This is a genomic window from Williamsia muralis NBRC 105860 (assembly GCF_001598915.1).
Lineage (GTDB): Bacteria > Actinomycetota > Actinomycetes > Mycobacteriales > Mycobacteriaceae > Williamsia > Williamsia muralis.
The window spans coordinates 443862-462729 of the sequence record NZ_BDAP01000004.1; the positions used below are offsets into that span (position 1 = coordinate 443862).

20 protein-coding genes and 4 tRNA genes are annotated in these 18868 nt (G+C 63.8%); 5 read left to right on the plus strand and 19 right to left on the minus strand.

The window, feature by feature from the left end; genetic code table 11:
• Positions 1-14 precede the first annotated feature (14 nt).
• From WIMU1_RS17545 to rplJ, 7 genes are all read right to left on the minus strand, one after another.
• Positions 15-1082, minus strand: coding sequence for an MCE family protein (locus WIMU1_RS17545; protein ID WP_030165226.1), 1068 nt, complete (start codon positions 1080-1082; stop codon positions 15-17).
• Positions 1079-2443 carry an MCE family protein gene (locus WIMU1_RS17550; protein ID WP_030165228.1) on the minus strand — a complete coding sequence of 455 codons (1365 nt, stop codon included), beginning with the start codon at positions 2441-2443 and terminating at the stop codon, positions 1079-1081. Before WIMU1_RS17550 ends, WIMU1_RS17545 begins: the two co-directional genes overlap by 4 nt.
• Positions 2444-2447: 4 nt before the next feature.
• Positions 2448-3305, minus strand: a complete 858-nt coding sequence (locus WIMU1_RS17555) for an MlaE family ABC transporter permease (RefSeq protein ID WP_023962325.1) — start codon at positions 3303-3305, stop codon at positions 2448-2450.
• Between the two features lie 13 nt (positions 3306-3318).
• Complete coding sequence (locus WIMU1_RS17560) at positions 3319-4125, minus strand: MlaE family ABC transporter permease (protein ID WP_023962323.1); 807 nt, start codon at positions 4123-4125, stop codon at positions 3319-3321.
• Entirely contained in the window at positions 4126-5274 is a 1149-nt protein-coding gene (locus WIMU1_RS17565) for an ABC transporter ATP-binding protein (RefSeq protein ID WP_062799066.1), read from the minus strand.
• Between the two features lie 403 nt (positions 5275-5677).
• Complete coding sequence (gene rplL / locus WIMU1_RS17570) at positions 5678-6061, minus strand: 50S ribosomal protein L7/L12 (protein ID WP_030165235.1); 384 nt, start codon at positions 6059-6061, stop codon at positions 5678-5680.
• A gap of 66 nt (positions 6062-6127) precedes the next feature.
• The gene (rplJ, locus tag WIMU1_RS17575; RefSeq protein WP_030165238.1) at positions 6128-6667 is read right to left on the minus strand and encodes a 50S ribosomal protein L10; all 540 of its coding nucleotides are present in this window, start codon (positions 6665-6667) and stop codon (positions 6128-6130) included.
• 536 nt (positions 6668-7203) lie between these two features.
• Here rplJ and WIMU1_RS17580 point away from each other — a divergent pair.
• Positions 7204-9138 carry a CocE/NonD family hydrolase gene (locus WIMU1_RS17580; protein ID WP_062799068.1) on the plus strand — a complete coding sequence of 645 codons (1935 nt, stop codon included), beginning with the start codon at positions 7204-7206 and terminating at the stop codon, positions 9136-9138.
• A 15-nt stretch (positions 9139-9153) separates the two neighbouring features.
• Here the strand turns inward: WIMU1_RS17580 and WIMU1_RS17585 are convergent, their stop codons facing one another.
• Both WIMU1_RS17585 and WIMU1_RS17590 read right to left on the minus strand, forming a co-directional pair.
• Entirely contained in the window at positions 9154-9669 is a 516-nt protein-coding gene (locus WIMU1_RS17585; RefSeq protein WP_062799266.1) for a TIGR04338 family metallohydrolase, read from the minus strand.
• Between the two features lie 31 nt (positions 9670-9700).
• Positions 9701-10522 carry a DUF2786 domain-containing protein gene (locus WIMU1_RS17590; protein ID WP_030165246.1) on the minus strand — a complete coding sequence of 274 codons (822 nt, stop codon included), beginning with the start codon at positions 10520-10522 and terminating at the stop codon, positions 9701-9703.
• 123 nt (positions 10523-10645) lie between these two features.
• Here WIMU1_RS17590 and WIMU1_RS17595 point away from each other — a divergent pair, with 123 nt between their 5' ends.
• The 4 genes from WIMU1_RS17595 (at position 10646) to WIMU1_RS17610 (ending at position 13595) form a co-directional block, all read left to right on the plus strand.
• On the plus strand, positions 10646-11221 hold the full coding sequence (locus WIMU1_RS17595) for a TetR/AcrR family transcriptional regulator (RefSeq protein WP_084248346.1): 576 nt from the start codon (positions 10646-10648) through the stop codon (positions 11219-11221).
• A 10-nt stretch (positions 11222-11231) separates the two neighbouring features.
• On the plus strand, positions 11232-11786 hold the full coding sequence (locus WIMU1_RS17600; protein WP_051406687.1) for a dihydrofolate reductase family protein: 555 nt from the start codon (positions 11232-11234) through the stop codon (positions 11784-11786).
• Between the two features lie 65 nt (positions 11787-11851).
• Positions 11852-12466 carry a flavin reductase family protein gene (locus tag WIMU1_RS17605; protein WP_030165255.1) on the plus strand — a complete coding sequence of 205 codons (615 nt, stop codon included), beginning with the start codon at positions 11852-11854 and terminating at the stop codon, positions 12464-12466.
• A gap of 130 nt (positions 12467-12596) precedes the next feature.
• Positions 12597-13595, plus strand: a complete 999-nt coding sequence (locus WIMU1_RS17610) for an LLM class flavin-dependent oxidoreductase (RefSeq protein WP_062799072.1) — start codon at positions 12597-12599, stop codon at positions 13593-13595.
• Positions 13596-13683: 88 nt separating this feature from the next.
• On the opposite strand, the gene rplA is transcribed toward WIMU1_RS17610, so the two are convergent.
• The 10 genes from rplA to WIMU1_RS17660 form a co-directional block, all read right to left on the minus strand.
• Positions 13684-14394: a 50S ribosomal protein L1 gene (gene rplA / locus WIMU1_RS17615; protein ID WP_030165261.1), complete on the minus strand. Its 711-nt coding sequence runs from the start codon at positions 14392-14394 to the stop codon at positions 13684-13686.
• A gap of 88 nt (positions 14395-14482) precedes the next feature.
• Entirely contained in the window at positions 14483-14920 is a 438-nt protein-coding gene (gene rplK / locus WIMU1_RS17620; protein ID WP_023962301.1) for a 50S ribosomal protein L11, read from the minus strand.
• 84 nt (positions 14921-15004) lie between these two features.
• On the minus strand, positions 15005-15838 hold the full coding sequence (gene nusG / locus WIMU1_RS17625; RefSeq protein ID WP_062799074.1) for a transcription termination/antitermination protein NusG: 834 nt from the start codon (positions 15836-15838) through the stop codon (positions 15005-15007).
• A 42-nt stretch (positions 15839-15880) separates the two neighbouring features.
• The gene (secE, locus tag WIMU1_RS17630; protein WP_030165268.1) at positions 15881-16375 is read right to left on the minus strand and encodes a preprotein translocase subunit SecE; all 495 of its coding nucleotides are present in this window, start codon (positions 16373-16375) and stop codon (positions 15881-15883) included.
• 109 nt (positions 16376-16484) lie between these two features.
• A tRNA-Trp gene (locus tag WIMU1_RS17635) sits at positions 16485-16557 on the minus strand.
• A gap of 208 nt (positions 16558-16765) precedes the next feature.
• Positions 16766-17851: a fused (3R)-hydroxyacyl-ACP dehydratase subunits HadA/HadB gene (locus WIMU1_RS17640; RefSeq protein WP_030165270.1), complete on the minus strand. Its 1086-nt coding sequence runs from the start codon at positions 17849-17851 to the stop codon at positions 16766-16768.
• Between the two features lie 178 nt (positions 17852-18029).
• A complete protein-coding gene (gene rpmG / locus WIMU1_RS17645; RefSeq protein ID WP_030165273.1) occupies positions 18030-18197 on the minus strand; it encodes a 50S ribosomal protein L33 in 168 nt (55 codons plus the stop codon).
• A gap of 162 nt (positions 18198-18359) precedes the next feature.
• Positions 18360-18433: transfer RNA gene (locus tag WIMU1_RS17650), tRNA-Met, on the minus strand.
• A gap of 71 nt (positions 18434-18504) precedes the next feature.
• Positions 18505-18577 (minus strand) — tRNA-Thr (locus WIMU1_RS17655).
• A gap of 157 nt (positions 18578-18734) precedes the next feature.
• Positions 18735-18815 (minus strand) — tRNA-Tyr (locus tag WIMU1_RS17660).
• Between the last annotated feature and the right edge of the window lie 53 nt (positions 18816-18868).

Genomic DNA, 18868 nt, shown 5'->3' on the forward strand with positions numbered 1-18868 from the left:
GTGGGTCATCTCGTTCACGGTGGATCCTCGTTTGCCCAGCAGCGGGTAGCTGCGCTGGTGTACAGGACGTGGTTGATGTCGGGTAGCGGGATCAGCGGCTGCGTCAGCAAGCTGCTGGTGCCGTTCCCCGCGGTGACATCCAGTCCACAGAGGTAGAACTGGAACCACGAACCGAATGTGGCTGCCCGCCCGATCTTCTGGAGCTTCACCGGCAGGGTGGTCAGTGTTTGCTTGATCTCGTCCTGGCGCTGCACCACGGTCTGTCCGAGATCGTTGAGCGCAGCGATCGAGCCCTGGATGGACGGGCGCGTCGGCTGCAGGATCGATGCCGTCACCGCCGTCAGGTTCGACAGCGACGTGATCGCAGATCCGACCGAACCACGCTGTGCCGCAAGGCCGGTGACGAACTTCTCGGTGTTCGTCAGCAACGCGGTGAACTGGTCATCGTGGTCGTTCAGGTTCTTGAGCACCACGGTCAGGTTGTCGATCAGCGTGCCGATCACCTGGTCGCGGTCGGCGATCGTGTTGGTGAGGCTCGCGGTGTCGCGGACCAGCTCTGAGATCGTGCCGCTCTCACCCTGGAACACCTGGATGATCTCTGCCGACAGCTTGTTGACATCGTCGGCGGTGAGCTGCTGGAACAACGGCCGGAAACCGTTGAACAGCTCGGTGAGGTTGATGGCCTCGGTGGTGTTCGGCAGACCGATGGTGCTGCCGCCGCCGATGGTGTCGTCGGGGTCGCCCGGCCCCTTCTCGAGGGACAGGTACCGCTGGCCGGTGAGGTTGCGGAGCTTGATCGCGACCCGCACGCCGGCAGGCAGCCGGCCACGGTCGACGGAGAAGCTGACCTGGGCCTCGTCGCGGTTGACGATCTCCACTCCGCTGACCTGTCCCACCCGGACGCCGGCGATGCGGACGTCGTCGCCCTTGGCGACCTGGGTGGCGTCGGTGAAGATCGCCTTGAAATCGGTGCCGCCACCGCCACCACCGTTGGCCACCGCAAAGGCGAGGACCGAGGTGGCGAGAACCGTGATGACAGAGAAGACGATCAGCTTGACGAGGGGTCCGACAAGACTCTTCATCGAATGCTCACCTGCTGTCCCTGCATCGTCGGTGCCGCGACCATCGTGATCCATCCCGGTATCTCGGCCGGGTCCTTCCCGGATGACGCCGCAACGATGGCGCGCACCTGGAGTTTGTTCCGCGGATCGCTGTAGTTGGTCGGCGGGTCCTGCTGCTGCTCGGCCTCACCGATCGTCCCCGAGGGGATACCGGAGAACTGCGGCTCGGGCAGGACGGGCAGGTCTCGAGGACCGGCATTCCGCGACGGAACCTGGTACGAACCGTCATTGACCGATCCGTAGGGGTACTGCGGGAACGGTCGGCCGTTGCGGGCCTGCGGGTAGCAGATCGGTCCGCGCTGGTCGAACAGTCGTGGTTCGTCCTGGTTCGGAAGGTAGCGACCACGCGGGTTGACGAACTGGAGGTTCACGCGCACACCGGGATTCTCGGTGTCCTTACCCGTGATGATGTTCGCCTCGGGGACCAATCCCGCGAAGTTCTTGAACGTGCAGCCGAAGGTCGGCGAATACCTCGCCAGCGCCGTCAGCAGCGGCTCAGACTGAATTGCCAAGTCCACGAGGTCTTTCCGGTTTGTGGTCAGGAAGTTCGTGCCGTCCACCGCAACCTGGGTCACCGAGGCGATCAGTGTGCGGAGGTCGCCCTGGCGCTCATAGAGCGTGTTGGTGGTCGTGCGCAGATTGTCCAGCGAGTCCACCAGATCGGGCAGTGCCTCGGAATAGGTCTCCGAGAAGCTGGCCAGGCCACGCAACGTGCCCTGGAGTTCAGGCATGTTCGCGTTGATGTCCTTGAAGATCGTGTTGAGCTGCTCGAAGCTCGTACCCAGGCGTTCGCCGTTGCCCGACAACGCCTTCGACAGCGCCGACAGGGTGATGTTCAGGTCGGCCGGCGGGATCGCGTCGAGGACCGGCAGCAACTGGTCGAACAGCTGTTGCAGTTCCACCGCGTTACCCGACACGTCCTCGTCGATGGTGTCGCCGTTGGTCAGGTGATCGCTCGGCGATCCCTCTTGACCGTCGGGCACCTGCAGCGCGACATAGCGTTCACCGAAGAGGGTCTTCGGCAAGATCCTGGCCGTGGTGTCGGTGGGCAGCATCTTGACCTTGTCCGGCTGCAGCCCGAGGGTCACCACAACCGAGCCGTCCTTGATGTCCGGTTCGACACTGCGTACCTGCCCGACGATCAGGCCACGAGCCTTGACGTCGGCGTTGGCCGGCAACGCATTTCCGGCCGAACTGGTCGCCAACTTGATGTCGACGAACTTCGTGAACGACTTGTTGTACTGCATGATCGTCAACGTCAGGAACAAGATGACAACGATGAAGAACACCAGGCCCAGAGCCCGGCGGCGAAGAGCTTTCATCGGTTTATCCCCCTACTCGCACGGAGGTGGTGGTCCCCCAGATTGCGAGGCCCAGGAAGAAGTCGAGCACCGCGATGATCACCAGAGCCGCACGCACCGCGTGACCCACCGCCACGCCGACGCCGGCCGGACCACCGGTGGCGTAGTAGCCGTAGTAGCAGTGCACCAGGATGATCACGAACGCGAAGATCATGACCTTGCCGAACGACCAGAGGACGTCCGCAGGTGGCAAGAACAGATTGAAGTAGTGGTCGTACGAGCCCGACGACTGCCCGGTGAACTGCGTGGCTATCAGCCGGGAGGCGAAGTAGGCCGACAGCAGGCCCAGCACGTACAGCGGGATGACGGCGATGAAGCCGGCCAGCACGCGTGTGGTGACAAGGAACGGAATGGACGGCACGGCCATGGTCTCCAGTGCGTCGATCTCCTCGGAGATGCGCATGGCGCCGAGCTGAGCGGTGAAACCACAACCGACAGTTGCGGAGAGGGCCAGTCCGGCGACGAGCGGGGCGACCTCACGGGTGTTGGCGTAGGCCGCCAGGAACCCGGTGAGGGCCTGGGACCCGAGCTGATCGAGCGCGTTGGCGCCCTGCAGACCGACGACGACACCGGTGAATCCCGACATCAGCACCATCACACCGATGGTGCCGCCGATGACCGCGAGTCCACCGGACCCGAACGCCACCTCGGCGAGAAGCCGGAGCAGTTCTTTGGGGTAACGGCGAATGGTGCGCGGCGACCAGCCGATCGCGCGGCCATAGAACGACATCTGGTCGCCCGCGCCGTCGAGGACGCGCAAAGGAACACGCGCGACTTTGGCCGCCCGATATCCCAGGTCTCCCCGACCTTTGGCGATGGTCACTTCCGAAGTCCTCCTATGAACCCTTGGCGGGAACGATCTGCAAGTAGACCGCGGTGATGATCAAGTTCGCGAAGAACAACAACAAAAATGTGATGACAACACTCTGATTGACCGCATCACCAACGCCTTTGGGGCCACCCTTGGGGTGCAAGCCCTTGTAGGCAGCGACCACGCCGGCGATCACACCGAAGACGGCAGCCTTCACCTCGGCGACGTAGATGTCGGGCAACTGCGCCAGCGCACTGAACGAGGCCAGATACGCACCGGGCGTTCCGTCTTGGATGATCACGTTGAAGAAGTAACCGCCGCCGATACCGACCACCGAGACCAGCCCGCACAGCAGCACGGCCACCAGGACCATGGCGAGCACTCGCGGAACCACAAGTCGCTGGACCGGATTGATGCCGAGCACTTCCATCGCGTCGATCTCTTCGCGAATGGTGCGGGCACCGAGGTCGGCAGCCACCGCTGATCCCGCCGCGCCCGCGACCAACAGCGATGTCACGAGTGGCGCACCCTGCTGGATCACCACCAGGACGCTGGCCGCACCGGTGAAGGATTCGGCACCGAGCTGGCGGATCAGCGACCCGGTTTGCAGCGAGACGATCGCACCGAACGGGATGGCGACGAGCGCCGTCGGCAGAATCGTGACGCTGGCGATGAACCAGGCCTGCTGGATGAACTCACGCCACTGAAAAGGGCGCACAAAAGTCTGGCGTGCGACGTCGATGAACAACTGGACGATGTTGCCGGTCTGAGAAAGTGCCCCAGAGCCGGCTTTCGCCACCCTGTCGACGCCACGTGTAGTGGCACTGGTCATCTAGAGAGCCTTGTCACCGGCGCGGTATGCGGGGAACTGCTCTGTCTGAGCGTCCGAACCCTGGTAACTGGAGTCGTCGTAGGAAGAGTATGTGGAGGCGGTGCCGGAACCGGCGCCCACCTTCTGTGTCTTACGCGCAGCTTCGCGCCCGTTCTCCTGAGCTCGCTCTTCTTCGAGGAAGCTTTCCTCGATCGCGCGCTGGGCGGGCTCGGGCAGCGTGTGCAGGATCTCGCGGACACGGGCCTGGCGGCGTCCGACCGCCTTGCGCTCGGGCAGTCCGGGTGTGGCCTGCAGCTGCGGGACGATACCGCGGACGTCTTCGGCGGTGCCACCGTCGGAGTGGCCGGCATCGACCATCTCCTGCTCGCGGCGCTGCTGAGCGTCGTCCTTCTCCTCGGACATACCGATGGGTCCGATACGGCGACCGTTGAGGAACTGATCCACCACCGGCTCGTCCGAGGTCAGCAGCACCTCACGCGGACCGAACATGACAAGTTCCTTGCGGAACAGCATGCCGATGTTGTCCGGGACGGTACGGGCGACCTGGATGTTGTGGGTCACGATCAGGATCGTGGCATCGATCTGCGCGTTGATGTCGATCAACAGCTGCGACAGATACGCGGTACGGACCGGGTCCAGACCGGAGTCCGGCTCGTCGCACAGGATGATCTGCGGGTCCAGGACCAGGGCACGGGCCAGGCCGGCACGCTTGCGCATACCACCGGAGATCTCGCCGGGAAGCTTGTTCTCCGCGCCAGTCAGACCCACGAGCTCGATCTTGTCCATGACGATCTGGCGGATCTCGTCTTCCTTCTTCTTGGTGTGCTCACGCAAGGGGAAGGCGATGTTGTCGAACAGGCTCATCGAACCGAAGAGGGCGCCGTCCTGGAACAGGACACCGAACAGCTTGCGGATCTCGTACAGCTCACGGCTGGAGCATTTGGTGATGTCGGTGCCGTCGATGATGACCGAGCCCTGCTCCGGATGGAGCAGACCGATCAACGACTTCAGGAACACCGACTTGCCCGTACCCGACGGGCCGAGCAGCACGCTGACCTCACCCTGGGGCAGGGTCAGCGACACATCACGCCAAATATTCTGCGAGCCGAACGACTTCGTCAGATTCTCGACACTGACCTCAACGCCCACTGATTTAGTCCCTCCAAAACGAAGTCCGCCCCCGCGCGGAGCCTGTGGTTCGGCTCACTCTAACGCACACAGCGTGACGAATATACGAGCTGTCGATCTTTCTCAGTTTCGTCGCACCCTCGCCGACCCACCTGCCCGACGGCTTCTTCCCGATCGCCGCAGGTAGATCAAACGAACAGTTACTCGCGAGTAACTTGGATCACCGTAAAAAGTTTTTCCGCGCGACGCAAATCCAGGTCGGAGCGGGTTCTACTCGTCAGTAGCCAGGGCCGCCGACACCCGATCTGTGGCACCACACCCCCACCCGAGACGCAACGATGGCCCGTAGCTGTCGCTACGGGCCATCGTTGTGGAGCGATCGACCCCTACACGGGGATCAACAATCGCTTTTGACGTGCTTGTCTTACTTGACCGAGACCTTGGCGCCGGCTTCTTCGAGCTTGGTCTTGGCAGCCTCGGCAGCGTCCTTGTCGATCTTCTCGAGGATGGCCTTGGGAGCCGACTCGACGAGATCCTTGGCTTCCTTCAGACCCAGTCCGGAGACGACCTCGCGGACGACCTTGATGACCTGGATCTTCTTGTCGCCGGCCGATTCGAGGACGACGTCGAACTCGTCCTGCTCGACAGCGGCTTCGGCGGCAGCGGGTGCACCGGCGGCGGCAACGGCGACCGGAGCAGCAGCGGTGACCTCGAAGACCTCTTCGAACTTCTTCACGAAGTCGCTGAGTTCCAGCAGGGTGAGTTCTTTGAACTGATCGATGAGCTCGTCAGCGGAGAGCTTTGCCATGGTGGCAATCCTTTCTGTCTTTCCTGCGGGCGCGCGATGATGCGGCCACAGGAGGGTTTTGGGGGTTTATTCGGCCGCTTCTGCGGGTGCGCCCGCGGCTTGCTTTTCCTGCAGTGCGGCCGCAAGACGTGCGACCTGCGAAGCGGGCTGACTGAACAGACCCGCGGCCTTTGCCAAGTTGCCCTTCATGGCACCGGCGAGCTTTGCAAGGAGAATCTCGCGTGTTTCAAGGTCGGCGATCTGATTGACCTCGTCCACGGACAGCGCACGGCCGTCCATGTACCCGCCCTTGATGATGAGAGCCTTGTTGTCCTTGGCGAAATTCTTGATCGCCTTGGCAGCCACCACGGGTTCGCCCTCGATGAAGGCAATTGCGGTGGGACCAGTGAACAGCTCGTCCAGACCGGCCACGCCCGCATCAGCAGCAGCGCGCTTGACCAGGGTGTTCTTGGCGACGGAGTAAACAGCGCCTTCGCCCAGTGAACGACGCAGCTCGGAGATCTGCTTGACGGTCAGGCCACGGTATTCCGTGACGACTGCCGCAGTGGCTCCCTTGAACTGCTCGGTGATCTCCGCAACCGCGGTGACCTTTTCACTATTTGCCATACTTCGCCTCCTCTCATGACGTGTCGGTTGGCACCTCGTCCGACTCGTACGATCGGCCGCGGGCCCCACCAACGACAAACGCCCCGGCACAGGGCACGGGGCGCACACGAGCAAAGCGACTTTGACGCCGCTTCGAAAGCGAATCCTCGTTCTCCCTGCGTGGGCCGCCGACGTGTGTCGGGCCTTCGGCCGGTCGCGCGATGCGTACCGGTGACCAACGGTCTCTGGTTGAACTGACGCTCGCAGGCCGATGACCTGCGAACACCAAGGTCCAACAGTACCGGCACGACGGACCGGATCACAAATCAGGCACATCGGGGTCAAGGACCGGCAGCTGTTCTGGCCCAGGGTCGCGACCGAGCACCCGCTCGGCTACATTGACATCAAACCATCCGGTGTGAGGTCGGTCACGAATACCTCCTGACCCACCCGGTACCGCAGCACGACGGAGTGTTGCCACAGTTTTCGGGATATGCCCTGCTCAGACGGGACATTACCGGAAGGCGTGGCCCGCTCGACGCAGAGAGGGGAACGCCGTGGTCTACCAGATCAACCCGTTCGAGAACACCGAGCCGCGGATGAGCGCGGTTCCACACTCTGCACCGACCCTTCCGTTCGGCGACCCGACCGGCGGCGCCAACGCCCGTTGGTGGCGCGAACAGGTCGACGGCCGTCCCGCGTTTCCCAAGGTGACGATCGACCGTTCTCTCCAGCTGACCATGTCCGACGGCGTCCGCCTGCGGGCCACCCTCGTACGGCCGGTGAAGATGTCAGGGGAACCCGTGCAGACTCCGCTGCCGACGGTGGTGACCATCAACCCGTACAACCGCGCCCTGCTCGACGCGATCGACCAGGCCACCCATCGCCTTCCCCTCCCCCCTCTGTCCGGTGGCGCCCTCGACGTATTCGGCATCAACCGCAAGCTCGTGCAGAGCGGATACACCCAGCTCGTGGTCGATGTCCGCGGCACCGGTGCCTCGCACGGACGCTGGCAGATCCTGGGTGAACGCGAACAACGCGACTCGATCGAGGTCATCGACTGGGCCGCCGCCCAGAGCTGGAGCAACGGCAACATCGGGATGGCCGGCTGGTCGTACTCGGCGATCAACTCTTTGCAAGCCGCCGGCAACGGCTCACCGCACCTCAAGGCAGTGTTCGCCATCGAGGGATGTGAGGACATCGTCCGCGACATCTACATCACCGGCGGCGCGCCGTCGGCGTTCATCCCGATCTGGCTCTCCGCGGTGAATCTGCTCAAGTGGCTGCCCAACCCGTCCACAGCGGTGGGTGATGCCCTCAGCACCAACGGCGTCCGATGGCTGAAGGACCGGGTCGGCTCCCCCGCCACCGAGATCGGCTCGCTGGCCTGGGGCTTCCTCACCGGGCGCGATCCACGGATCTACGACGATCCCTATTTCGACGAGCGCGACCCCAAGATCGACGAGATCACCGCCCCGACATTCGTCTTCGGTGGGTGGCACGACCTCTTCGGCCGCAGCGCGACCCGCATCTACAACCAGCTCAATCTGCCGCCCGGGCAGAAGCAGCTGATCATGGCCGACGGCTACCACCTCGATGCCGGGCTCGGCTTCGGCGGCCGGGTCAGCCCGCCGCGCGTCGACGTGCTCGAACGCGCGTGGTTCGACAAGTGGCTCAAGGGCCTCGACAACGGCGTGGACGAATACGGCCCGGTGACCCTGCAGCAACAGGGCGGTATGTGGACCTCGGGCCAGAGCTTCCCCCGCCCCGAGGCGCGGGTTCGGCGGCTGTACCTGTCGCCCGACGGCTCGGACACCGCTGGGCACTGTGTGCACGACGGCAGTCTGGGGGCGGAGGCGAACACCTCGCGCGCCGAACTGAAGGTGAAGCCGGGCGTGCGCGGCTTCATCTCCCGGGACATGACCCAGGTGACCGCCGGCGCCACCATGGTTCTCGGCAAGGCCTTCACCACCGATGCCCGGTTCCAGGAACGGGGCGCCCTCTCGTTCACGACGGCACCGGTCACCGAACAGGTACAGATCTCCGGCGCGCTCAATCTGCACCTGCACGCAACCTGCGCCGGTAGCGACGCCCTGTGGGCGGTGACCCTCAATGATGTTGCGCCGGACGGAACCTCGACCGTGCTCACCAACGGCTCACTGACCGCGTCCAACCGATCTCTGGACCCAGAACTCAGCGATTACGCCGAGGACGGCTCGCTGCTCGTCGCCCACCACCCGCTCAGCCGCAAACGCAAACTGAAGGTGATCCCGAACGTACCCATCGACCTCGACATCGACCTGGTGTCCACAGATGCGCTACTGGACGTCGGGCATCGGCTGCGGGTAGACGTCTACGCGGCGAGCATGCCCCGTTTCCTTGCCGTGGTCCCCGATCTGGTGAAGTCCGGATTCCGTTCGCAGAGAATCGTTCTCGACCCGTTCCACCAGAGCCACCTCACGTTCCTGGCGGTGGGCGAGCCAGGCTGGTAGCCGGGCACCGGACTCTCAACCGACCGCGATACCGCTGTCGCCGAAGGTCACCCGGTAGATCAGTGCGGCTTCAGGTCCGAGCACCAGCCCCACCAGGTCGATGAGGGTGCCCGCGAATCGTGGGCCGTGCTTGTCCTGCGCCGACCCCGGACTCAGGTGGTGGGCTATCTCGTGGAGCACCACCAGCTCGCGCATCGCCCAGCGCCCTTCGGCTGCATCGGGTACCGCGATCACGCCGTCGTCGTCGGCTGACCGGTACTCGTAGTGGGCTTCGCGCTGCCCCCGGCGGGAGCGAACCCTCACAGGAACCGCGGCCCGCGGGAACCTGTTGATCACGCTGTCCAGCGACAGCACCCGGTCCACGTAGTCGCGGACCGAGTCCACCGAGCCGAACCGAGCCTCCGGAGGCAGTGTCACCGAGGTGCCGGCGATCTCCAGAGTGGAGCCACCGCGGGCGGCACGCTCGAAAACGTTGTGCACCAGCGCTTCTGCGGAGTACAAGGCCGAGCGCTGGCTGTCACGCTGCGTCAACGCGCCCACTCACGGTTCAGCACGCCCACTCTCACGCCTCCAGCGCCCCACGTGCAGCACCCAACTGGTTGTCCTCGCCGATACGTGCCCGGCGTCCGGCCCGGTCCCCTGCCCGCCGCGCGCCCTCCGAATAGCCGGCCGACGCGCTCTGGGACCGCCAGGTGCCCCGCGCGGTGGACGTCTCCTTGTGGAAGTCCCGGACCTCTACTTCTTTGTTCCGCAGGACCAGCGCCGTTCCCGAGTCGGAACGGCCCCCGTCGGCGGCGACCGCAGCCGCACGCGCTTCATTGCGGGCTTGCGTCAAGCGCTTGCCGATCCGTTCGGCGAACGCCGACTGGAAGTTCAGCCGGGCCGTGATCGGTGACAGCGGCTTCTCCTCGACCACCCTGCGCTGTACCCAACCGCGGCGTTCGGTGACCACACGAGCAAAGGTCTCGCCTTTGTACGCACCCGACTTCAGGTAATTGTCGCTGGCTGCGACCATCTGGACCACGAGCGAGCTGTACAACGCCTCACAGGTGTCGATGTCGCCAGGGAAACCGTAGGCGTACACAAACGTCGAGTTGCTCGCAACGTCACAGGTGATGTCGTTGGCGTGGGCGATGGCCACGAACAGCTGGACATATGTGCGCAGCCCTCGCTTGCCGGCCGTTCCGATCGCGATGTTGCGTTGCACCGGGGACGTGCGCTGTTCGGGCTTCCCATGGGCCCGCGCCACGGCCAGATCGATGGACGCTGCGGTGGCCAGCCGTTGCGCCGCCTGCATGAAGGCTTGCGCCTCGTGCTCGTTGTCGGTGCCTTCTGCCTGCCTGAGCAAACCGGAGATGCGGGTCAGGAGTTTGTCGTCTTGCACGCTCACAACCCTAAGGCGTCGGTGTGACTGCTCCCCCGCCTGCGGCAACGTCATCTGCACAACGCGGCTTCTGTGGACAGACCACTCGTTGGCAGAATTAGGAAATGATGATTTACTAACTGCGTGGCGCGTCCTCGAGTGAACTCCGATGATCACCTGCTCGATGCAGCCGATGCCGTCCTGTCGCAGACCGGCTCGGCCCGGTTCACCCTCGAGATGGCAGCCCGGGAGGCCGGCGTCTCGGCGGCGACCTTCGTCAAGCGTTTCGGTTCCAAACGCGGGTTGCTCATCGCGTCGTCGCAGCGTTGGGTCGACGCGATCGATCTCGACGACGTCGGACGCCCGGGCGAACCGATCCTGGCGGCGCTTCGCCGGTTGTCGGTCGAGTCCTACACCGACAGCGACGACCCCGACCAGGCCGGAAACCACGTGTCCTCACTGGCGATGGATCTCGGCGATCCGGAACTGACTTCGCTGCTCGCTGCCGGCTGGGACAAGAAGCGCCGACAACTGCAAGCCGTCATAGCCCGGGCGGTCGATAGCGGTGAACTACCCGGCGCGCCACTTCCGCCGGCCGCAGCCCGAACATTGTTCGCACTTCTGGAGGGCACGTTCCTCGGCTGGACCGTGCAACCGCACGGCTCCCTCATCGATGCCCTCGGAGACGAGTTCGACCGACTCATCACCACCTGGATATGAAAGGACAACAATGACCACATCCCCTTCCCCCGCACCGAGCCCTGTCACCGGGGCGGTGTTCATCGCCACCAGCGTCGACGGTTACATCGCCCGCACCGACGGCGGCATCGATTGGCTGTTGAGTCGCGACGAGAACCTCGGCGAAACCGGTTACGACGCCTTCATCGCGACCACGGACGCGATTGTCATGGGCCGCAACACATATGAGGTCGGATGCAGTTTCGACACGTGGCCGTACGAGGGAATGCGCGTGTTCGTGGTCAGTACCACCCTCGAGCCCGGAGCCGACGACCGGATCTCGGTGCACCGCGGTCTCGACGAACTCTTCGAGGCTGCCCACGACGAGGGTGTGCGCCATGTCTATGCCGACGGCGGCCGTCTGATCACCAGCTTTCTCCAGCGCGGCCTGATCACCGAGATCACGATCACCACTGCACCGGTGATCATCGGATCCGGTCTGCCGTTGTTCGGTGCCATCGATCACGACATCCCGCTCGATCACGTGCGCACCACAACTCTCGGCAACGGGATGACCCAGAGCGTCTACCGGGTGTCGGCCGGATGAGCCGCGTCTGAGCGCAGGACACCAGCCACACGACGCCGTCGTGCGGCTGGTGGAATGCTGGACGGGTGAATCGAGATCTCGACGAAACCCTGGCCGGTCGAACGCTGTTCGACCACTCCAACACCTCCACGCGTGACTTCTACAAGCTGATCACCGCCGCGATCGTCCCGCGGCCGATCGCCTGGGTGTCCTCGCGCAGCGCCGAAGGCGTGGACAACCTCGCACCCTTCAGCTTCTTCTCCGTCAGCTCCACCGATCCGATGGTTGTGCAATTCACGGCGGTCGGCGGCAAACACAGCGCGGACAACGCGGCGGCCACTGGTCAGTTTGTTGTCAACATCGCCACGGAGTCGATGATGGACCAGGTCAATGCCACATCGGCCGGTTTCGCCGAGGACGTCAACGAGTTCACGGCTGTGGGCGTCGCCTCGGCACCGGCCACGGTCGTCGACTGCCTGAGGGTCCGCGACAGCCCGGTGGCCATCGAATGCGAACTCCACCAGATCATCGAGGTCGGCAACTCGCAGGTGGTGATGGGGCGGGTGGTCGCGGTGACGGTCGACCCCGCTGTCGCGGCCGCCGATGGCCATCCGGACTTCACGAGGCTCGCACCGGTCAGTCGCCTGGGCCGGACCGAATGGGGTCTGCCGGGCCGGGTGGTCGAACGCGAACGACCCTGACGCTGCTCTGGCTGCGCAGCCGGAAGGGTTTTGATCGGTTTCGGGAAGGTAGTGGCGCGCTCAGGCGTTGTTGCACACGTACAACTATTTCGCGTGATGACTACTTTCCAGCAGTGAAGAAGGCCCGTCTATGTCCTTGAACCTGTCGATTCTCGATCTTGCTCCGATTGCGCCCGGCGAGTCCGCCGGCGCGAGCTTCGAGGCGAGCGTTGCGCTGGCCCAGGCCGCGGAACGCAACGGCTACAAGCGAGTCTGGTACGCCGAGCACCACAACATGGAGTCGATCGCGTCATCGGCCACCAGTGTGCTGATCGCTCACATCGCCGCGCACACCGAGACCATCCGTCTGGGCGCCGGCGGCATCATGCTCCCCAACCATGCTCCGCTGACGATCGCCGAGCAGTTCGGAACCCTGGAGACGCTGCACCCCGGTCGGATCGATCTGGGTCTGGGTCGCGCACCCGGTAGCGACCAGGCGACGATGCGCGCGCTGCGCCGAGACCACAGCTCGGCCGAGAGCTTCCCGCAGGATGTCCTCGAACTGCAGGCCTACCTGCGCGGACAGTCCCGGATCCCCGGCGTTCAAGCCGTTCCCGGCGCGGGCACGGACGTTCCGCTGTACATCCTTGGTTCGTCACTGTTCGGCGCTCAACTGGCCGCTGCGCTCGGGCTCCCCTACGCCTTCGCGTCGCACTTCTCGCCTGATGCCCTGGAGCAGGCGGTGACGCTCTATCGCCGCGAGTTCAAGCCCTCGGCTCAGCTGTCGGAGCCCTACGTGATCGCGGGCGCGAACGTTGTCGCGGCCGAGGATGCCGACGAGGCGGCGCGGGACTTCGAGGCGTTGCGGCGGATCCGGGTGCGGATGTTCATCTCCCGCGGGCCGTCGACCCCCGAATACAGCGATGAGGAGATCGATGCGTTCCTCACCACCCGCGAGGGCCGCGGTATCGCCCACATGATGAAGTACACCGGCGTCGGCACGGGTGCGGACGTCCGCGGCTTCTTGGAGGACTTCGCCGAGTTGGCCCAGGCCGATGAGGTCATCGTGGCCCACCAGTCGGTGACCAGTGCGGGACGTATCCGTTCTCTCGAACTCACCGCCGAAGCGATGAAGGCCGCGAAAGTCTGATCGCCGCCGGCCACCATCCTCCACAGAACACAAAACCGGGACCCCCATAGGGAGTCCCGGTTTTTTGTGCCTGGCCTAGAGGAAGACTTCAGTCCTCTTCGAGGTAGTTGCGGTTCACCGCAGGATCCACCGGGATGCCCGGTCCGGTGGTGGTCGAAACGGTGACCTTCTTCAGGTACCGGCCTTTTGCTGCTGACGGCTTCACACGCAGGATCTCGTCGACGGCTGCTCCGTAGTTCTCGACCAGCTTCTTCTGGTCGAAGGAAGCCTTGCCGATGACGAAGTGCAGGTTGGCTGCCTTGTCGACGCGGAAGTTGATCTTTCCGCCCTTGATCTCGTTGACGGCCTTGGTCACGTCGGTGGTGACCGTGCCCGTCTTCGGGTTCGGCATCAGGCCACGCGGTCCGAGGACACGCGCGATCCGGCCGACCTTGGCCATCTGGTCAGGGGTGGCGATCGCGGCGTCGAAGTCGAGCCAGCCGCCCTGGATCCGCTCGATCAGATCCTCGGCGCCCACTTCGTCGGCTCCGGCGGCGACGGCCTCGTTGGCCTTGTCGCCGGCGGCGAACACGATGACGCGGGCGGTCTTGCCGGTGCCGTGGGGCAGGTTGACGGTGCCGCGCACCATCTGGTCTGCCTTACGGGGATCGACGCCGAGACGGACGGCGACCTCGACGGTTGCGTCGGTCTTGGTGGAAGCGGTCTCCTTGGCAAGCTTGGCAGCCTCCAGCGGGCTGTAGAGCTTGGACTTGTCGACCTTTTCCGCAGCGGCTTTGTAGGCCTTACTGGTTTTACTCATGTTTGCTCTGTCTTTCTCCGCAACTCATGCGGGTTGGTGGTGCGGACCGAGCCGGCCCTCCCACGTGATGTCTGTTCGAGGAAGAGACTCAGGCCTCGACCGTGATGCCCATGGAGCGGGCGGTTCCGGCGATGATCTTGGCGGCCTGTTCAACGTCGTTGGCGTTGAGGTCTTCCTGCTTGGTCTTGGCGATCTCGCGGACCTGGTCCATCGTGACCTTGCCGACCTTGGTCTTGTGCGGCTCTCCCGAACCCTTCTGCAGACCGGCGGCCTTCAGCAGCAGTTTGGCGGCCGGCGGGGTCTTCAACTTGAAGTCGAAGGAGCGATCTTCGTAAACGTAGATCTCCACGGGCACGACATTGCCGCGCTGGCTTTCTGTCGCGGCGTTGTACGCCTTGCAGAACTCCATGATGTTCACGCCATGCTGGCCGAGTGCCGGACCCACGGGGGGTGCGGGGTTGGCTGCGCCGGCCTGGATCTGAAGCTTGATGATCCCGGACAGCTTCTTTTTCTTCTTGGGGGGCATCCTTTTCCCTGTTTCTGATTGATTGCGTTTGGGCTGACAACACTCCGTCAGCCCGGTTTCGCGCCCGCTGGAGACGCGAAAGTCTTAGATCTTCTCGACCTGGTTGAAGGCGAGTTCGACCGGGGTCTCGCGACCGAAGATCGAGACGAGCACCTTCACCTTGCGCTGCTCGGCGTTGACCTCGCTGATCGATGCGGGCAACGTCGCGAACGGGCCGTCCATGACGGTGACCGACTCGCCGACCGCGAAGTCGACCTCGACCACCGGTGCGGAGGCGGCGGCCAGATCGGAACCGGCGTCGCTGCCGGACTTCGCCGACGACTTCTTCGGCTCGGCACGGGGCAGCAGGAACTTGAGCACGTCATCCATGGACAACGGCGAAGGACGCGAAGTCAATCCCACGAAGCCCGTGACGCCCGGGGTGTTACGCACCGCGCCCCACGATTCGTCGTTGAGGTCCATGCGCACCAGGATGTAACCCGGCAGCACCTTGCGGTTGACCTTCTTGGGCTGGCCGTTCTTGATCTCGGTGACTTCTTCGGTGGGTACCTCGACCTGGAAGATGTAGTCGCCCACATCCAGGTTCTGCACGCGGGTCTCGAGGTTGGCCTTCACCTTGTTCTCGTAGCCGGCGTAGGAGTGGATCACGTACCAGTCGCCTGCCGCGCGCTTGAGAGACTTCTTGAGGGCCTCGACCGGGTCCTCTTCTTCCTCGGGTTCGACGACCTCGGGGGCCGCGTCCTCATCGGAGGCGTCCTGGTCGGTCTCGTCGGAGGCGTCCTGGTCGCTGCTGTCGGAATCAGCCGGCGCTTCGGGGTCGGAGATGCCACTGTCAACAGCCTCCGAATCACCGACCGTCTGATCGGTGACGTCGGTTTCGGTCTCGCTGATCTCAGCGTCGTTCTCGGGGGTGCTCACTGCAGCCCACGCTCCCTTTCCTCGAAGCGGCCGTGCGGGTGATTACCCGAACAGCCACAAAACGGCCTTTGCAAAGCCCAGATCCAGCCCGGAGATGAACGCGACCATGATGATCACGAAGATCAGCACGACGATCGTGTACTGAATCAGCTGCTTGCGAGTAGGCCAGATGACCTTCTTGAGCTCGCTGACAACCTGCTTGAGGAAGATCCACAACCGGATGAAGGGATTGTGGCTGTCCTCGGGCCGGACTCGCTTGCGTTTGCCGTCTTTCTTTTTGTCTTTGGTCTTTTCCTTGGTGGCGACGGCCGATCCCGCTGAATCGTCGTCGTCGCTCTTCGTCAGGTTCGTCCGTTTGCCACGCGGCGAACGCTTACCCGTCGGGCGAGCCGCCGTCTGAGTGTCCCCGTCGGAGACGTTCTCAGCATCGGACTCGTCCACCGAACCGGCTTCGCCGTCGACTGAGGTGTCGACCTCGACCTCGTCGTTCGACTCGGCCGCGCTCTTGGCGCGTTCGGCACGGTCGCGCTTGCTCAACTTGATCCTCTCGTGGCTGAAGTCGGATGTTCGGCGGCAGGCGATGTGCCTGGGCACCGAACAGCTGACATCGGGTGCCCTGAGGTGCCGACGTGCACACCGTCAAGGGCAGGGGCGACAGGACTTGAACCTGCAACCTGCGGTTTTGGAGACCGCTGCTCTGCCAGTTGAGCTACGCCCCTTTGGGACGGCGAGTTACTCGGTGACCACCTTGCGATGGTCTCGAGGCCACGTCGACCCGGTGTCTGCACTACACAAAACCAACGCGCCACCCTCAGGGCAGCGCGCAAGTGTGAGTAGAACTCAGACTATTGAAGTGTACGTCACCGGGCGGGTTGAACTCCAACTCGGTGTTGACCCGCGGAAACCGCAGGTCATCCGTACCGACGATCAATTGAACTGCACGCTGACGAGTGCTCGTCCGAAAATCTTGCGGTCGCCCTGCTTCGCGACGATCGAGATCTGGCCGCGGCGGGTGTCGGGATCAAGCGACTTCACCTTGCCGGTGAAGTCGACGGCCGCGAAATCATCAGCCGGTACGTATACCGGGCTGGTGAACCGCACGTTGTATTCGTAGATGGCCGCCGGGTCGCCGATGAACTCGCCGATGAAACTGGCTCCGAGACCCATGGTCTGCATGCCGTGGGCCACCACGTCTTGCAGGCCGGCCACCTTGGCGACCTCGTCGCTGTAGTGGATCGGGTTCGGATCGCCTGCCACACCCGCGTAGTTGATCAGGTTTCCGCGGGTCAGCTTGAATGTCCGCGCGGGGAGTTCTTGTCCGACCGTCAGCGTGTCGAAATCGATTGCGGCATAAGGCTTTGGATCAACAGCCGGGTCCGGGTCGGTGTAGCGGGCGAACGGGCCGTTGACGGTCTTGCCCGGGTCGATGCCGGGGGGCTCGCTCATCATCACGTGTTCGATCTTGTCGACCAGCGCGGGGTCGACCTCGATGGCTGCCCTCGCGGCAAGGCTCGTCCACGTGGTCATCACGGGCTCGTTGTGCTGATTCCAGACGACGTTCTTGGTGACCATCAGGTCTGTGCCCGACATCTGTCGGAACGAGTCGAGGGACACGTCGCAGATCAGGTGGTCACCGACCTTGATGGGCCGGTGGAACACCAGCCGCTGATCGCTCTGCATGATCTGCCAGAGGTCGTAGCCGGTGATGACGTCTTCGAAGAGGCGCCGCTGGGCGATGATCCCGAGGACGGATACGAACGTCGGCGCGGCGACGAGGGTGTCGTGGCCCATCTCACGGGCCTTGGCCTCGTTCCAGTGGACGGGGTTGGTGTCCTGGACGGCGCGGGCATGCTCACGCACCTTTTCGCGGCCGACCTCGTAGTAGTCGTCGACGGTGTACTTGTACCCCACCAGCGCCTGCGTGTGTTCGGCGATTTCTTCGGGGGTCAGCTTGACGCCGTCCCGGATCGCCTGGATGCGCTCGGCAGCTTGGGCTTCGCTCACATTCGTCACTAAACCGACCTCTGACTTTCGACTTTTCGTCGACTCCGGCGGCTTGTCGATGTGGGCCGCGCCGCGGGTGCCGTGGCTACTCCCGGACAAATCGTCGGCTGGGAAGGGCCGACTTCGCTGGGGCGCCGCAGTGGCCCCCGCTGCGCAGGCGGCCTCGAACGGCCGCCCGGCGTGGGAGTTAGCGCGATTCCTTGTGGTTCTGGTGCTTGCCGCAGTTCGGGCAGAACTTCTTGATCTCGAGGCGATCGGGATCGTTGCGACGGTTCTTCTTGGTGATGTAGTTGCGGTGTTTGCAAACCTCGCAGGCCAAGGTGATCTTGGGGCGCACGTCTGTTGAGGAGGCCACGGGATTGCCTTTCAGGTGGATCGTGTGGTGTACCACCGTGAGGCGGTACTTGTGGCGCATCGTCGCAAGACGACACTTCGTAGCGGCGTCGTCGGGGACGACACTTCGTAGCGCGTCGTCGGAGACGACACTTCATAGCGCGTCGTCGGAGACGACACTTCGTAGCGATGGCCGGACTCGAACCGGCGACCTAACGATTATGAGTCGTTCGCTCTAACCAACTGAGCTACACCGCCATGGCCCCGATTCCAGGTCCGACAGCGCGTCTGGCATCAGCTGCGCCGCTGCCCAGGATCTGAGTCCAGCGAGCCCCCTGACGGAATCGAACCGTCGACCTTTTCCTTACCATGGAAACGCTCTACCGACTGAGCTAAGGGGGCGTTCGCTTTCCATGTGCTGCCTACCTGGCAACGCACGAAGAGCCTTAACGAGATTACACAGCGGCGCTGGTGCACGCCAAATCGCCTGTGTAGTTGTCTCGCCGCACCAAACGACCTCGGGCCGGTTCACCCAGCTCGAGGCCGTTTTATGGTGCTGTGGCAGGTATAGGATTCGAACCTATGTAGCTTGCGCGACGGATTTACAGTCCGCTCCCTTTGGCCGCTCGGGCAACCTGCCGGGCTACTTTCCGTAGTCTTTTGGACCGGCGGAAAGCAACGCCGCAAAGAATA

Coding starts and splice junctions, on each gene's coding strand:
- WIMU1_RS17600 (WP_051406687.1), top strand. CDS start 11,232: ATGACCACATCCCCTTCCCCCGCACCGAGCCCTGTCACCGGGGCGGTG.
- WIMU1_RS17560 (WP_023962323.1), bottom strand. CDS start 4,125: ATGACCAGTGCCACTACACGTGGCGTCGACAGGGTGGCGAAAGCCGGC.
- WIMU1_RS17610 (WP_062799072.1), top strand. CDS start 12,597: ATGTCCTTGAACCTGTCGATTCTCGATCTTGCTCCGATTGCGCCCGGC.
- rplA (WP_030165261.1), bottom strand. CDS start 14,394: ATGAGTAAAACCAGTAAGGCCTACAAAGCCGCTGCGGAAAAGGTCGAC.
- rplL (WP_030165235.1), bottom strand. CDS start 6,061: ATGGCAAAGCTCTCCGCTGACGAGCTCATCGATCAGTTCAAAGAACTC.
- rplK (WP_023962301.1), bottom strand. CDS start 14,920: ATGCCCCCCAAGAAGAAAAAGAAGCTGTCCGGGATCATCAAGCTTCAG.
- WIMU1_RS17545 (WP_030165226.1), bottom strand. CDS start 1,082: ATGAAGAGTCTTGTCGGACCCCTCGTCAAGCTGATCGTCTTCTCTGTC.
- rplJ (WP_030165238.1), bottom strand. CDS start 6,667: ATGGCAAATAGTGAAAAGGTCACCGCGGTTGCGGAGATCACCGAGCAG.
- WIMU1_RS17550 (WP_030165228.1), bottom strand. CDS start 2,443: ATGAAAGCTCTTCGCCGCCGGGCTCTGGGCCTGGTGTTCTTCATCGTT.